This window comes from Methylobacterium nonmethylotrophicum (genome assembly GCF_004745635.1).
GTDB classification, from domain to species: Bacteria; Pseudomonadota; Alphaproteobacteria; order Rhizobiales; family Beijerinckiaceae; genus Methylobacterium; species Methylobacterium nonmethylotrophicum.
On the sequence record NZ_SRLB01000016.1, the window covers coordinates 61,689 to 74,917 of the forward strand.

At 72.7% G+C, this 13,229-nt stretch carries 15 protein-coding genes; 2 read left to right on the plus strand and 13 right to left on the minus strand.

The genetic code is table 11. From position 1 onward, the window contains the following. Window positions 1-148: 148 nt before the first annotated feature. Window positions 149-670, minus strand: a complete 522-nt coding sequence (gene infC / locus EU555_RS21395; protein WP_245524424.1) for a translation initiation factor IF-3 — start codon at window positions 668-670, stop codon at window positions 149-151. A 248-nt stretch (window positions 671-918) separates the two neighbouring features. Then, window positions 919-2,151, minus strand: coding sequence for a glycosyltransferase family 4 protein (locus EU555_RS21400; RefSeq protein WP_135417265.1), 1,233 nt, complete (start codon window positions 2,149-2,151; stop codon window positions 919-921). 272 nt (window positions 2,152-2,423) lie between these two features. On the opposite strand from EU555_RS21400, the gene EU555_RS21405 reads away from it, so the two are divergent. Further along, the gene (locus tag EU555_RS21405) at window positions 2,424-3,185 is read left to right on the plus strand and encodes an alpha/beta hydrolase (protein ID WP_135417266.1); all 762 of its coding nucleotides are present in this window, start codon (window positions 2,424-2,426) and stop codon (window positions 3,183-3,185) included. A gap of 15 nt (window positions 3,186-3,200) precedes the next feature. Here the strand turns inward: EU555_RS21405 and EU555_RS21410 are convergent, their stop codons facing one another. From EU555_RS21410 to EU555_RS21460, 11 genes are all read right to left on the minus strand, one after another. Next, a complete protein-coding gene (locus EU555_RS21410; protein ID WP_135417267.1) occupies window positions 3,201-3,452 on the minus strand; it encodes a BQ00720 family protein in 252 nt (83 codons plus the stop codon). Between the two features lie 91 nt (window positions 3,453-3,543). After that, the gene (locus EU555_RS21415; protein WP_060848394.1) at window positions 3,544-3,978 is read right to left on the minus strand and encodes an Hsp20 family protein; all 435 of its coding nucleotides are present in this window, start codon (window positions 3,976-3,978) and stop codon (window positions 3,544-3,546) included. Between the two features lie 142 nt (window positions 3,979-4,120). Further along, window positions 4,121-4,765 carry a DUF2939 domain-containing protein gene (locus EU555_RS21420; RefSeq protein WP_135417268.1) on the minus strand — a complete coding sequence of 215 codons (645 nt, stop codon included), beginning with the start codon at window positions 4,763-4,765 and terminating at the stop codon, window positions 4,121-4,123. Between the two features lie 34 nt (window positions 4,766-4,799). After that, entirely contained in the window at window positions 4,800-5,333 is a 534-nt protein-coding gene (locus EU555_RS21425; RefSeq protein ID WP_135417269.1) for an RNA pyrophosphohydrolase, read from the minus strand. Window positions 5,334-5,421: 88 nt separating this feature from the next. Next, window positions 5,422-6,615, minus strand: coding sequence for a divergent polysaccharide deacetylase family protein (locus EU555_RS21430; protein ID WP_135417270.1), 1,194 nt, complete (start codon window positions 6,613-6,615; stop codon window positions 5,422-5,424). Between the two features lie 116 nt (window positions 6,616-6,731). Further along, window positions 6,732-8,060 carry a S41 family peptidase gene (locus EU555_RS21435; RefSeq protein WP_135417271.1) on the minus strand — a complete coding sequence of 443 codons (1,329 nt, stop codon included), beginning with the start codon at window positions 8,058-8,060 and terminating at the stop codon, window positions 6,732-6,734. Then, window positions 8,060-9,406: a murein hydrolase activator EnvC family protein gene (locus EU555_RS21440; protein ID WP_205820974.1), complete on the minus strand. Its 1,347-nt coding sequence runs from the start codon at window positions 9,404-9,406 to the stop codon at window positions 8,060-8,062. Before EU555_RS21440 ends, EU555_RS21435 begins: the two co-directional genes overlap by 1 nt. After that, complete coding sequence (rlmH, locus tag EU555_RS21445) at window positions 9,403-9,891, minus strand: 23S rRNA (pseudouridine(1915)-N(3))-methyltransferase RlmH (protein WP_135417272.1); 489 nt, start codon at window positions 9,889-9,891, stop codon at window positions 9,403-9,405. Before rlmH ends, EU555_RS21440 begins: the two co-directional genes overlap by 4 nt. 30 nt (window positions 9,892-9,921) lie before the next feature. Next, on the minus strand, window positions 9,922-10,254 hold the full coding sequence (rsfS, locus tag EU555_RS21450) for a ribosome silencing factor (protein WP_135417273.1): 333 nt from the start codon (window positions 10,252-10,254) through the stop codon (window positions 9,922-9,924). A gap of 234 nt (window positions 10,255-10,488) precedes the next feature. Next, window positions 10,489-11,103: a nicotinate-nucleotide adenylyltransferase gene (locus EU555_RS21455; protein WP_135417274.1), complete on the minus strand. Its 615-nt coding sequence runs from the start codon at window positions 11,101-11,103 to the stop codon at window positions 10,489-10,491. A 35-nt stretch (window positions 11,104-11,138) separates the two neighbouring features. After that, window positions 11,139-12,455 carry a glutamate-5-semialdehyde dehydrogenase gene (locus EU555_RS21460; RefSeq protein WP_281041299.1) on the minus strand — a complete coding sequence of 439 codons (1,317 nt, stop codon included), beginning with the start codon at window positions 12,453-12,455 and terminating at the stop codon, window positions 11,139-11,141. Between the two features lie 336 nt (window positions 12,456-12,791). Here EU555_RS21460 and EU555_RS21465 point away from each other — a divergent pair, with 336 nt between their 5' ends. Further along, the gene (locus EU555_RS21465; protein ID WP_245524419.1) at window positions 12,792-13,220 is read left to right on the plus strand and encodes a translation initiation factor 2; all 429 of its coding nucleotides are present in this window, start codon (window positions 12,792-12,794) and stop codon (window positions 13,218-13,220) included. The last annotated feature ends 9 nt before the right edge of the window (window positions 13,221-13,229 follow it).

Here is a 13,229-nt window from a genome sequence, read left to right on the forward strand (position 1 = left end):
CTGCCGAAGCAGGCAAGCGATGGGCCGGGACATGCCCGGCCCTTCGATGCTCCGTCCGCGCGAGACATGACCGCTCGCGCCTCGGAGCTCCCCGTGATCCGCGTCCCGGAATCCGCCGCCGCGCCCCCGCGCGGCGGGCGCCGTCGCGTCAGCGCGGCGCCAGGATCATGATCATCTGGCGGCCCTCGAGCTGCGGCTCGCTCTCCACCTTGGCGACTTCCTGCGTCTCGGCCTTGACGCGCTCGAGCAGGCGCAGGCCCAGATCCTGGTGCGCCATCTCGCGGCCGCGGAAGCGCAGGGTTACCTTGACCTTGTCGCCTTCCTCGAAGAACCGCTGCACGGCCTTCATCTTGACGTCGTAGTCGTGCTTGTCGATGCCGGGCCGGAGCTTGATCTCCTTGACCTCGACGGTCTTCTGCCGCTTGCGCGCCTCGGCCTGCTTCTTCTGCTCGTTGAAGCGGAAGCGGCCATAGTCGAGAAGCTTGCAGACCGGAGGCACGGAGTTCGGCGCGATCTCGACGAGGTCGAGGCCCGCCTCCTCGGCAACCTGCAGCGCCTCGAAGAAGCCCATGACGCCGCGGTTCTGACCGGTATCGTCGATGAGCTGCACCTCGCGGACGCCGCGGATGTCACGGTTGGCGCGCGGCCCGTCTTTCTGCGGGGCCGGCATGGCTCTCATAGGTCTGCGAATGGCTGGAATCTCCTCAATCACGTCGTCCGGCGGCGGCCCATGGACCGGGCGCTCCCGGTCCCGAACCACCGCGCGGGCATACTCGGGTTAACGGTATCACCTTGGCGAGATCGTCCAATTTGTCAACTCGCCGAGGCGTGTCCTGGTTGCGGGGGAGGCGGGAGCCGGGCCCGGGGGACGCCTCCCCGATGTCTTCCAGCGCCGTGAGGGAGGGCGCTGCGGCCGCCTCAAGGCCCCTCTCCTGCCGGAGCCGGCGTGAGCAGGTCGGCATAGACCGCCAGGGTGTCGGCCAGCATCAGTTCGAGGGAGAAATGCGCCTCGACGTGGCGCCGGGCGCGGCGCACCAGGGCGTCGCGGGCGCTGGCGCCGAGCTGAAGCGCCTCCGCGACGGCGCCGGCCAGAGCCCGAGGATCGCCGGCCGGGACGCGCCAGCCGGTGCGCTCGGCGGCCGGGACCTCCGGCGGGGCGAGCACCGTCTCGGGCACGGCGCCGAGGTCCGACACCACGACCGGGGTGCCGAGGGCCTGGGCCTCGACCGCCGAGCGGCCGAAGGCCTCGGGCTCGGTCGAGGGCACCGCCACCACCGAGGCGGCCCGGAAGGCCGCCGGCATGTCGGCGCAATGGCCGACCCGCCGGACCTGCCCGGCGAGGCCGTAGGCGGCGATCATCGCGTCGAGCTCGCGCACATAGGCGGTGCGGCCTTGCGGATCGCCGGCGAGCACCACCGTGAAATCGGCGAGCCCCTCGTCGCGCAGCGCCGCCGCCGCCTCGATCAGGATGCGGTGGCCCTTCCAGGCGGTGAGCCGCGCGGCGAGCAGCACCACCCGCTCGTGCGGCGCGACGCCCCAGGCCCGGCGCAGGGCCTCGACCCGCTGCGGCGAGACCTGGGACGGGGCGAAGGCGGCGAGGTCGGTGCCGCGGTGGATCACCCGCACCCGGTCGCCGGCGACCTGCGGAAACAGGCGCCGGATCGCGTCGGCGGTGAAGTGGGAATTGGCGATCACCACGTCGCCGCGGGCCATCACCGAATTGTACAGGAGCTTGGCCGGCGAGCGGCCGGCATAGCTGCCGTGATAGGTGGTGACGAAAGGCAGGCGCAGCCGCCGCGCCGCGCCCAGGGCCACCCAGGCCGGCGCGCGGGAGCGGGCGTGGATCAGCTCGACCCGCTCCGCCCGGCAGATGCGCATCAGCCGCCCGACATTGAGCGCCATCACCAAGGGATTCTTGGCTCGGGCCGGGAACGGCACCCAGGCGCCGCCCTTGGCCTGCAACTCGCCCACCAGGCGGCCGCCCTCGGTGGCGACGAGGGCCCGGGCGCCCGCGCCCGCCAGGGCCGCCGCGACGTCGACCGCGGTCCGCTCGGCGCCACCGGCCTCGAGCTCCGGGATGATCTGCAGCACGGTGCGACCCGCCAGCGGGTGGCTCGCGGCCGGGAACGGCGTGGCCTGGCTCGACGGCATGGGACTCCGGGTCAGTGTTCTGATCGCAGCACTCGCGGCGTGACGATGCCTGCTCCGCGCAGGAACCAATTTTGGCAGGAACCCCTGTCGGTCGGCGGGCCGCCGGCCAGATATCGCGTCTCTGTCCGTCGGCAACCGCCGGTGTAGAAGCCGGCCTGTCCGATCCGCATCGGGACGTCCATCAAGGTCGCCCGGCCTTGTTGCGGATCGGTAAACCTTGGGCGCCACCCGCCCACGACCAGGGCGGGGGCCGGAATAACGGGGATAACGACATGCCAGAGCCGGTACGCCCACCCGCCACGATGCTGACCGTCCGGGGACGCCGCCTCGCGACACTAGTGCGGCCGGGGGCCGGCCCGCCGGTGGTCTGGCTCGGCGGCTTCCGGTCGGACATGCGCGCCACCAAGGCCGAGGCCCTGGATGCCTGGGCGGCGGCCGAGGGCCGCGCCTTCGTGCGCTTCGACTATGCGGGTCACGGCGAATCGGAGGGCGCCTTCGCCGATTGCACGATCTCGGACTGGCTCGCCGATGCGGAGGGCGTGATCGGCGCCCTCGCGCCGCACCGCCCGGTGCTGGTCGGCTCATCGATGGGCGGCTGGATCGCGCTCCTTGCCGCGAGGCGGGTCCGCCCCGCCGGCCTGGTGCTGATCGCCCCGGCGACGGACTTCACCGAGGCGCTGATGTGGGAGCAGTTCCCGGAGGAGATCCGCGCTCAGGTGATGCGCGACGGCGTCTGGCGGCGCGAGTCGCAATATTCGCCGGAGCCGACGCCGGTGACCCGCGCCCTGATCGAGGACGGGCGGCGCCACCTGATGCTCGACGGCCCGATCGACCCGGGCTGCCCGGTGCACATCCTGCAGGGGATGGCCGATCCGGACGTGCCGTGGCGCCACGCCCTGCGGCTGGTCGAGCGGCTTCCGGAGACAGGCGTGGTGCTCACCCTGATCAAGGAGGGCGATCACCGCCTCTCCGGCGCGGCCGACCTCGACCGCCTGGTCGCGGCGGTCGAGGGGATCGCGCCTCGCGAGGGCTGAAACCTATCGGGCGGTTCAGTGCACGCTGACCGCCTGCAGGTCGTGCGCCCAGGCATTGGCGAAGGCCGCGTCGCGGCTGTCGGTGAGCAGGATCGGGGCGCCGCTCGCCGAGAGCAGGGCGAACAGGTCGATGCCGGGGGTGAGGTCCGGGGCCTGCGGGAAGAGGCGCTTGACCTCCTCCGAGCGCATGGCGCGGACATAGGCGACGTGGCCCTCGCCGAGGGCCGCGAGCGCGGAAGGGTCGAGGGTCTGGTTGGTGTCGGACATGGGATGCGCCCTCCTCTCAAAGGCAGCAGGACGGTGATCGGCCAAGCCCCGAAGCGGCCCGCCGACCGGTGTGAAGGGGATATGGGGACGGTCAGTCGCCGTCGCGCGCGCCGATGTCGATCCGTCGCACGATGCGCTCCGGCTCGGGCCGGGCGAGGTCGATCGAGAGCAGGCCGTTCGACAGGTCGGCCCCCAGCACCTCCATGCCGTCGGCGAGCAGGAAGGCGCGCTGGAACTGCCGGGCCGCGATGCCCCGGTGCAGGAAGGTCCGGCTCTTGTCGTCGGCCTGGCGGCCGCGGACGATGAGCTGGCTCTCCTCGAGCGTCACGTCGAGCTGGTCGCGGGTGAAGCCCGCCACCGCGAGGGTGATCCGCAGCCGCTCCGGCTCGCGTTCGGTGCGGGGCAGGCGCTCGATGTTGTAGGGCGGGTAGCCGTCATTGGCCGCCTTCGCGACGCGGTCGAGCGCCTGCTCGATCTCGTCGAAGCCCAGCAGGAACGGATGCCCGAACGGCGATGGACGCGTCATGGTCTCGGCGAAGCCCTGTTGCGAAAGGCACTTCGGTCAGGTCCGGGCCCGCTGACGCAGCGCCCGTCGAGGCCGACCGCAACTCCGTCGGCTCCGGTCGAGATATGAGGGGCGGGAGCCGGCCCATCAAGGGGCGGCCGGTCTATCGCTGCATCGCCCCGGTGAGCCGCTGGCTGATGCGCTCGCGCAGGGCGGTCGGCAGTTCGAGGTCGATGACGCGCCAGGTCCAGCCGCGCAGGCGCAGGCGCAGGCGGAAGCGGTTCTCGATCGATCGGTCGGGCGGGTAGCTCACCACCATGCCGCGGAAGCCCCGGGGCTCGGCGGTGCGGAACAGGGCGAAGAGCTGAGCCGGGCTCGCGGCGTGCAGGCCGAGATGGTCCGTCCCTTTCCCGGCGTCCCGCGCGGCCCCGGTGACCTCCGGCCCGGACTCGCCCTGACGGGCGAGGCCGGCGCGCACCGGCCAGCCGTCGTCCAGGAGGTCGATCAGCGTCTCGGGCGTGACGAGAGATTCGACCAGCGGCTCGGCGAGCGCCCCGCTCGCCTCGGTCAGGATGGCGCGATCCCGGGCCGACAGGTCGCGGCGGGCCGCGATGGCGTCGACCGCCGCCGCCAGGGCCTGCTTGGTCAGCGACAGGCGCAGGGTGCGGAAGTTCACGCGCTCGGCCACGGCCGCCGCGTCGTGGGCCTGCACCGCCAGCGACAGGCGATAGAGGGCGACGTAGGGCGAGATCCCGTAGGCGATCCACATCAGCAGGACCGCCAGTCCCGAGAGCCACCAGCGCGTCATGCCGCGCCGCCGGCGGGGTGAAGGGGAGAGTCGGTCACGCCGGGCGTGCGAGATGCGCGAAGGCCGCGATCACCTGCTCGTAGACCGGGCGCTTGAACGGGATGACCAGTTCCGCGAGGTTGGCGAGCGGCTCCCAGCGCCAGCCATCGAACTCCGCCTTGTGGGCGCCGCCGCCCGGGCGCAGGATGTCGATCTCGCGCTCGTCGCCCTCGAACGCGAAGGCGAACCACTTCTGGGTCTGGCCGCGGTAGCGCCCCTTCCAGGGCTTGCCCGCCGCGAAGGTCGGCAAGTCGTAGGAGTACCAGCCCGGCGCCTCGGCGAGCAGGCGCACCGAGGCGGGGGCGACGTTGGTCTCCTCGTAGAGCTCGCGCAGGGCCGCCTCCCGCGGCGCCTCGCCCTCGTCGATGCCGCCCTGCGGCATCTGCCAGGCATGGGCGCCGAGATCGGCCGAATCGTGCCGCCGGTGACCGGCGAAGACCAGCCCGTCGCGGTTGAACAGGGCGATGCCGACGCACGGCCTGTAGGGAAGGCCTGCGAGCGCGGCCTCGGGGCGGTGAAGCGATGCCATGCCGCGACCTTAGAGCAAATTCCCGCCGAGGGGACCGCGGGCACGACGAAAATGCGCCCGCTGCGCGGGAGCCGCCCATGCGCGGACGTCACGGCGCCGCGCGCAACGCCCGGCTCGCCGGCACCAGCAGGATGCCGCGGGATTCGAGGTCCCGCGACCAGCGGGCGATGCGGTCGATCGAGAGCGGCAGGGCGGTGGCCGATCCCAGCGCGAAGCCCGACTTGCGCGCCGCTTCCTCCAGGCGGGCGAGCTCGCGGTCGATGGCGTCGGGGCGCGGCACCGCGTCGACCACGATCTCGGCCCGGGCCACCGGCGCCTTGGCCTTGCGGCCGACCTCGCGGGCGAGGGAGCGCGGCGAGGTGCCGTCGTCCAGGAAGCCGAGGCCGCGGGCGCCGATCTCGCGCAGGACCGGCTCGAGGGCGGCGGCCTCGCCGGTGAGGCGCGCGCCCATGAAGTTCATCACCCCGACCGCCCCGGGCACCCGGGCCAGCACGAAGGCGAGGCGGTCGAGATTCTCGGCCGGCTTCGACCCCGCCAGCAGGGTCTGGGGCCCGGGATCGTTGTCCGGATAGTCGAACGGCTCCATCGGCGCCTGCACCAGCACCTCGTGCCCGGCCTCGCGCGCGCGGGCGGCGCTGCGGGCGACGTCGGCGCCGTAGGGCGCGAAGGCGAGCGTGATGGCCGGGGCCAGGCGCTGCACCGCGTCCTGAGTCGCGGCCTGGCCGATGCCGAGGCCGGAGACCACGAGCGCGATGCGCCCCGCCACCGCCCCGCCCCGCTCCAGGCCCGCCGCCTCGGGGCGGGCATAGACGTCGAGGGGCCGGGCGCCGTCCGGCCCGACCTTCGGCAGCACCCCGTAGCGGCCGCGCTCGGCGAGGCGCGGATCGGGCGCGGGCGCGAGCTGCACCGGCCCGCTGCCGGGGACCCGAATCACCACCGAGTTCGGCGCGCCGGTGCCGTCCGGCCGGTTCACGGCGACGCCGGAGGCGCGCTCGACCTCGCCGGCGCTGCGGCTCGCCGGATCGGGTCGCGGGGCGGGGGCCGGCTCGGGCGGAGGGGTGATCGGCGCCCGGACCTCGATCGGGGCCACGGCGTGGGGCTCGCCCGCGAGCGGATCGTCGGCGAGCACCAGGAAGGCGGCGAGCGCGACGATGCCGGCGCCGAGGCCTGCGGCGGCGAGCACCCGGGGCCGGAGCGCGGCGCGCCAGCGCACGGCGCGGGCTTTCGCCTCGTCCCGCAGCCCGAGGGGACGGGTCAGGATGGTGTCGGACGCGAGCGGCACTGGCGTGAGGTCCCGCGACCGTGTCACCGCGCAAAAAGCGGAAGGCCCGCGGCGCCGGTCGTTCGACCGGTATTGCGGGCCTTCGTGGTTAATGCAGCGTTAAAGCCGGCACCCGATCAGTTCGGGTTCGGGACCGCCGACTTGGCGGTGTTGGCGGCACCCTTCTGCACGCCGTGCAGGAAGTCGACGGCGGCGATGAGCTGCTTGTCCTTGGCCGGGTCCGGCGGGACGTAGGCCGAGGAGCCGCCGCGCTCCTCGGTGTCCTTCTGCTTGAGGTGGCCCTTCAGGCCGGCCTCGCCCTTGGTCTCGTCCTTGCCCTTCAGCTCCTCCGGCACGTCCTGCAGCACCTCCTGGTCCGGCTCGATGCCCTTGGCCTGGATCGAGCGGCCGGACGGGGTGTAGTAGCGCGCGGTGGTGAGCCGCAGGGCGCCGTTGCCGCCGAGCGGGATGATCGACTGCACCGAGCCCTTGCCGAAGGAGCGGGTGCCGAGCACCGTCGCCCGCTTGTGGTCCTGGAGCGCGCCGGCGACGATCTCGGAGGCCGAGGCCGAACCGCCATTGACCAGCACGACGACCGGCTTGCCCTTGGTCAGGTCGCCGGACTTGGCCGAGAAGCGCTGGGTCTCGTCCGGATTGCGGCCGCGGGTGGAGACGATCTCGCCGCGGTCGAGGAAGGCGTCGGAGACCATCACCGCCTGGTCGAGCAGGCCGCCCGGGTTGTTGCGCAGGTCGATGATGAAGCCCTTGAGCTTGTCGCCCGGCAGGTCGTTCGAGATCTTCTCGACCGCGGCCTTCAGGCCGTCGAAGGTCTGCTCGTTGAACTGGGTCAGGCGGATGTAGCCGATGTCGCCGCCCTCGGTGCGCGAGCGGACCGGCTTGATCCGGATCAGGTCGCGGTTGAGCGTGACCTCGATCGGATCCTTGGCCTCCTTGCGGGTGATCTTCAGCTTCACCGGCGAGTTGACGGGCCCTCGCATCTTGTCGACGGCCTGGTTGAGGGTCAGGCCCTGGACCTGGTCGTTGTCGATCATCGTGATGATGTCGTTGGCGAGCAGGCCGGCGCGAGCGGCGGGCGTGTCGTCGATCGGGGTGACGACCTTGATCAGGCCGTCCTCCATCGTGACCTCGATGCCGAGGCCCCCGAACTCGCCCTTGGTCTGGACCTGCATGTCACGGAAGCTCTTGGCGTCCATGTAGCTCGAATGCGGGTCGAGCGAGGTCAGCATGCCGTTGACCGCCGACTCGATCAGCTTCCCCTCGTCGGGCTTCTCGACGTAGTCGGTGCGGATCTTCTCGAACACGTCGCCGAACAGGCTGAGCTGGCGATAGGTCTCGGCCGAGGCGGCGACAGCGCTCGTGCTCGAGAGCAGGTGGGTCTGGGTCGCCACCGTGGCCGTCCCGGCGCCCAGGACGGCTCCGAACAGGACGAGGGAAACTTTGCGCATTATCCGCGAACCTTCTCGCTTGACCCTCTGGCCCACCAAGGATCCGGGTCGATGGAGCCACCGTCTTTCTTGAACTCGACGTACAGGACGGGATCGTTCCGCCCGCCGGCTCCTGCCGAAGGTGCGGAGCCCGTGTCTCCCATCACGGCGACCGGCTCCCCCGCGAGCACGAACTGACCGACCTCGACGTTGATCTGGTCCATGCCCGCCAGGAGGAGATAGTAGCCGTCGCCCGCGTTGATGATCAAGAGACGACCGTAGGAGCGGAACGCCCCCGCATAGGCCACCCAGCCGTCGGCCGGAGAGGACACGACGCCGCGCGGGCGCGTCATGAGCGATATGCCGCGGCTCGTGCCCCCGGTCCCGTCGGGGCTGCCGAAGGTCCGCACCACCTCGCCGCTCACCGGCCGCGGCACCAGGCCGCGCACCTGGGCGAAGGGCACCTTGGGCGCCAGCCGGGCGGGATCGCGCAGGGCCGCCGCCGCGAAGCGCTCGCGGGTCTCGCGGCTCTCGGCCTCCACCGCCTGCTTGGCGGCCTCCTTGGCCGCCTCCTGGGCGGCGCCGGCGGCGCGGCGGGCCGCCGTCAGGTCGCCGTCGAGGCGGTCGACCAGGTCCTTGAGGCTGCGCGCCTGGCCGGCGAGGCCGTTCGCGCGCTCGCGCTCGGCGGTAAGCCCGGTCTCGGCCTCGCCGAGGCGGGCCTGGCGGGCCGCGATCAGCGCGGTCAGGCGCTGGCGCTCGGCGGCCCAGCCCTTAATGTCGGCGCGCAGGGTCTCCTGGTCGGCGGCGATCAGGCCGCGCAGGCGCACCAGCTCGGCGAGGTCGCCCGCCAGGGTCTCGGCCTCGCCCTGCAGTTCGGGCACCACGGCGCCGAGCAGCATCGAGGTGCGGATTGCAGCCAGCACGTCCTCGGGCCGCACCAGCACCGCCGGCGGCGGGCGCCGCCCCATGCGCTGGAGCGCCGCCAGCACCTCCGCGATGACGCCGCGGCGGGCCTCGAGGGAGCGGCGCAGCGCCGTCTCGCTGCCCGCCATGGTCCGCAGCCGGTCCTCGAGCTCGGAGATGCGGCCCTCCGCCTCCTGCGCCTTGCGGGTGGCGTCGAGCAGGGCCTGGTTGAGGCGGGCGCCGTCGCCCTTGATCTCCGCCACCTCGCGCTCGAGCTTCGCCCGGGACTCGGTGCTGGCCTGGAGCGCGCTCTCGATCGCCCGCAGGCTCTCGGCCCGCCGCTCCTTCTCGGCCTGGGTCTTCGCCAACGGATCGGCGGCCGGGTCGGGGCCGCCCTGGGCGCGCGCCGGAAGGGCGCCGACGAGCAGGGCGGCGAGCAGGGCGGGGAGGAGCGCTCGGGTCACGGGGCGCCGCGGTGATAGGGGTGGCCGGAGAGAATCGTCATCGCCCGATAGAGCTGCTCGAGGGCCAGGACCCGGACGAGGCCGTGCGGCAGGGTGGCGGCCCCGAAGGCGAAGACGAGGTCGGCGCGGGCCCTGACACTAGGATCGAGGCCGTCGGCGCCGCCAATCACGATGGCGAGACCGGGCCGTCCGCCGTCGCGCCAGGCGCCGACCTGCGCGGCGAGGTCGGGGCTCGTCACCGCCCGGCCGCCCTCATCGAGGACGAGGGCGGCGGCCCCCGATGGAATCGCCGCCAGGATCGCGCCCGCTTCCTCGGCGCACCGGTCCGGCGCCCGCCGGGCCCGGCTCTCCGGGATCTCGGTCAGCTGCACGGCCGAGAAGCCGAGGCCGCGGCCCAGCGCGTCGGCGCGGCCGCGATATTCCTCGGCGAGATCGCGCTCCGGGCCGCGCTTGAGGCGGCCCACCGCGACGAGGGCGAGCCGCATGGCGGCGTGTCCGTCCTTGCGGGTTGGGACTCAGCCGGCGAGGCGGTCGGCCGGCCGGTCGGCGCCCCAGATCTTCTCGAGATTGTAGAAGTGGCGCACTTCGGGCCGGAAGATGTGGACCAGCATGTCGCCGGCATCGATCAAGACCCAGTCGCAGGCCGGCATGCCCTCGACCCGCGGATTGCCGAAGCCCTTGTCCTTCAGCTCCTGGATCACCCGGTCGGCGATGGAGCCGACATGGCGCTGCGAGCGGCCGGAGGTGATGATCATGGTGTCGGCGATCGAGGTCTTGCCGACGAGGTCGATCTCGACCGTCTCCTCGGCCTTCATGTCCTCGAGGCAACCGAGGGCAACCGACCTCATGTCCGCGGCCTCGGTCGCCTGCGCCGGGGCTTCAGCGGGAAGCTCGGTGTGGCGAGCTTCGTGAGAGATTGCTTCGTTCAGTGCCGACCCCTGTCGATGAGGCACCTTCTGGCGCCACGAGGCGTGAATTGCCCGCGGCGCGCCCGCGGCGCCGATGCCGTATGCTTACGACAGTGGCGTGCCGGTGCCGGATTTTCAAGCTCGCCCTGCGCAAATCGCGGATGGCCGCGCGGCTCACGCTCGAAAGACCGAAGGTTTCGCGGCGGCGCGCAGGGCCGTCGAGGACAGGCCGGAGCGCGGGCCGTGCAGGAAGACCCAGGCCGGGGGGGCCCGCCCGGCCAGGGTGGCGGCGGCGGCCTCGTCGATGCGGGCGCGCGCGAGCGCCCGGGCGGCGGGCGAGGCCATCGCCGCGAGCGTGTAGCCCGGCCGGTCGATCACCGCGAAGGGCATCCTCTCGGCGATCTCGCGCCAGCCGCGCCAGCGGTGGAAGCTCGCCAGGCTGTCGGCGCCCATGATCCAGACGAAGCGGACCTCCGGATGCCTTTCGGTCAGCCAGGCCAGGGTCTCGCGGGTATAGCGAACGCCGAGAGCCGCCTCGAAGTCGGTGACGGCGATCCGCGGATCGCGCGCCATCGCGCGGGCGCCCTCGGCCCGGCGCGCCGCCTCCGGCAGGTGGCTGCGGTCCTTGAGCGGGTTGCCGGGGCTCACCAGCCACCAGACCCGATCGAGGGCGAGGCGCCGGAGCGCCAGCCGGCTGACATGCCGGTGGCCGGCATGGGCCGGGTTGAACGAGCCGCCATAGAGGCCGACCCGCAGACCCGGCGCGAGGGGCGGCAGGCGCACGATCACGCGCGCGGGCCCGGACCGTGTCCCGCCTCAGGCCGTCACGGCCGGATCTGCCCGGTGCCGCGGACCCGGTACTTGAAGGTGGTGAGCTGCTCGACGCCGACGGGCCCGCGGGCGTGCATGCGTCCGGTGGCGATGCCGATCTCGGCGCCGAAGCCGAACTCGCCGCCATCGGCAAACTGGGTCGAGGCGTTGTGGACGACGATCGCCGAATCGACCTCGGCGAGGAAGCGCTCGGCGGCGTCCCGGTCCTCGGTCAGGATCGACTCGGTGTGGTGCGAGCCGTAGGTCTCGATGTGGTCGATGGCGGCCTCGAGCCCGTCGACCACCCGCACCGAGATGATCGCGTCGAGATACTCGGTGCGCCAATCCTCCTCGGTCGCGGGCGCCACCCGCGCATCGGCAGCCTGGACGGCGGCATCGCCGCGCACGGCGCAGCCGGCCGCGATGAGGTCGCTCACCAGGGGGCCGAGATGGGTGCCGGCGCAGGCGCGGTCGACGAGAAGCGTCTCGGCGGCGCCGCAGACGCCGGTGCGGCGCAGCTTGCTGTTGCGCACCACGCCGCGCGCCATGGCGAGGTCGGCCGCCGCATGGACGTAGACGTGGCAGATGCCTTCGAGGTGGGCGAAGACCGGCACCCGGGCCTCGTCCTGCACCCGGGCCACGAGGCCCTTGCCGCCGCGCGGCACGATCACGTCGATCGCGCCGTCGAGCCCGGTCAGCATGGCGCCGACCGCCGCCCGATCCTTCGTCGGGACGAGCTGGATCGCGTCCCCCGGCAGGCCGTGGCGGGTCAGCCCCTCGATCATCGCCGCGGCGATCGCGGTGGCGCTGCGGTGGCTCTCCGAGCCGGCGCGCAGGATCGCGGCGTTGCCGGCCTTGAGGCAGAGCGCGCCGGCATCCGCCGTGACGTTGGGCCGGCTCTCGAAGATCACCCCGACGACGCCGAGCGGCGTCGCCACCCGCTCGATCGTGAGGCCGTTCGGCCGCTCGTAGGTGGCGAGCATGCGCCCGACCGGATCGGGCAGGCCGGCGATGCTCTCGACGGCCTCGGCGATCGCCGCCACCCGGGCCGGATTCAGCGCCAGGCGGTCGAGGGTGGCGGCCGGCAGGCCCTTCGCCGTCGCCTCCGCCATGTCGGCGGCGTTCGCCGCGAGGATCGCGGGCGCGGCGGCCCGCAGGGCAGAGGCGGCCTCGCGCAGGGCCGCGTCCTTGGCCGGGCCCGGAACCACCGCCATCCGACGGGCGGCGGCGCGGGCGCGCCGGCCGATCTCGCGCATCAGCGCGGCGACGTCCTCTTGGGAGGCCTCTTGTCGGGAGGCCTCTTGGCGGGGCTTCAGGCTCAGCACGGACACGGTCGTCATCCTGGCCGCCGCAGCGACCCACTGTCTCGGAGGGGTGACCGTCATGCCACGGCGGGCGGGCGGGCGACAAGGGTGTGGGTCGGGCGCGCGACGGAGATGCCGGGCGCTGCCCGGCGCCGAACGCTGCCGGCCTCGGTCGCACGCCCGGACGGCCGCGCGCGCAACTGTTAGATCATAGTCTAGTTAGAACTTGTCGCGCGCCGTGATGTGTGAAATTTGCAACCTCACTGTTGAGAACACGTTAGAAGTACGACTTGTGCGCTTGATTGGCGACCTCAAGTGAGATCTATTTTCTTCACCGCCATGAGAAGCGGCCTGGGAGTTATCATGACAATCAAGAAGATCGGCGCGGCGATGATGATCGCCGGCAGTGTCGGCGCGTGCGGCAGCATCACGCGAGGCACGACGGAGCCGATAACATTCGTATCGGAACCGTCCGGTGCATCGATGAAGACAAACATGCAGTATGCCTGTGCGGCGACTCCTTGCACGCTTGAAGTCGAGCGCTCGGACGAGTTCGTGGCGACCTTCACCAAACCCGGCTATCAGCCGCAGTCGATTCCAGTGAAGACGAAGATCGTCACGAAGGGCGCGGCGGGGTTCGCAGGGAACTTGCTGGCCGGGGGCGTGATCGGCATGGGTGTCGACGCCTACACGGGCGCCGCGATGGACCACGAGCCGAACCCGGTCATCGCCCGGCTGCGCCCGGCCGGGGGCCTGCGGCGAGGCCCGGCCGCGAACGGCCCGGGCATGTGACCGGCGCGG

What these genes read in the sequence shown, in the direction of transcription:
- EU555_RS21400 (WP_135417265.1), bottom strand. Translation starts at nt 2,151, where the DNA reads ATGCCGTCGAGCCAGGCCACGCCGTTCCCGGCCGCGAGCCACCCGCTG.
- EU555_RS21465 (WP_245524419.1), top strand. Translation starts at nt 12,792, where the DNA reads ATGACAATCAAGAAGATCGGCGCGGCGATGATGATCGCCGGCAGTGTC.
- EU555_RS21420 (WP_135417268.1), bottom strand. Translation starts at nt 4,765, where the DNA reads ATGACGCGCTGGTGGCTCTCGGGACTGGCGGTCCTGCTGATGTGGATC.
- infC (WP_245524424.1), bottom strand. Translation starts at nt 670, where the DNA reads ATGCCGGCCCCGCAGAAAGACGGGCCGCGCGCCAACCGTGACATCCGC.
- rsfS (WP_135417273.1), bottom strand. Translation starts at nt 10,254, where the DNA reads ATGAGGTCGGTTGCCCTCGGTTGCCTCGAGGACATGAAGGCCGAGGAG.
- rlmH (WP_135417272.1), bottom strand. Translation starts at nt 9,891, where the DNA reads ATGCGGCTCGCCCTCGTCGCGGTGGGCCGCCTCAAGCGCGGCCCGGAG.
- EU555_RS21410 (WP_135417267.1), bottom strand. Translation starts at nt 3,452, where the DNA reads ATGTCCGACACCAACCAGACCCTCGACCCTTCCGCGCTCGCGGCCCTC.
- EU555_RS21435 (WP_135417271.1), bottom strand. Translation starts at nt 8,060, where the DNA reads ATGCGCAAAGTTTCCCTCGTCCTGTTCGGAGCCGTCCTGGGCGCCGGG.
- EU555_RS21425 (WP_135417269.1), bottom strand. Translation starts at nt 5,333, where the DNA reads ATGGCATCGCTTCACCGCCCCGAGGCCGCGCTCGCAGGCCTTCCCTAC.
- EU555_RS21405 (WP_135417266.1), top strand. Translation starts at nt 2,424, where the DNA reads ATGCCAGAGCCGGTACGCCCACCCGCCACGATGCTGACCGTCCGGGGA.
- EU555_RS21415 (WP_060848394.1), bottom strand. Translation starts at nt 3,978, where the DNA reads ATGACGCGTCCATCGCCGTTCGGGCATCCGTTCCTGCTGGGCTTCGAC.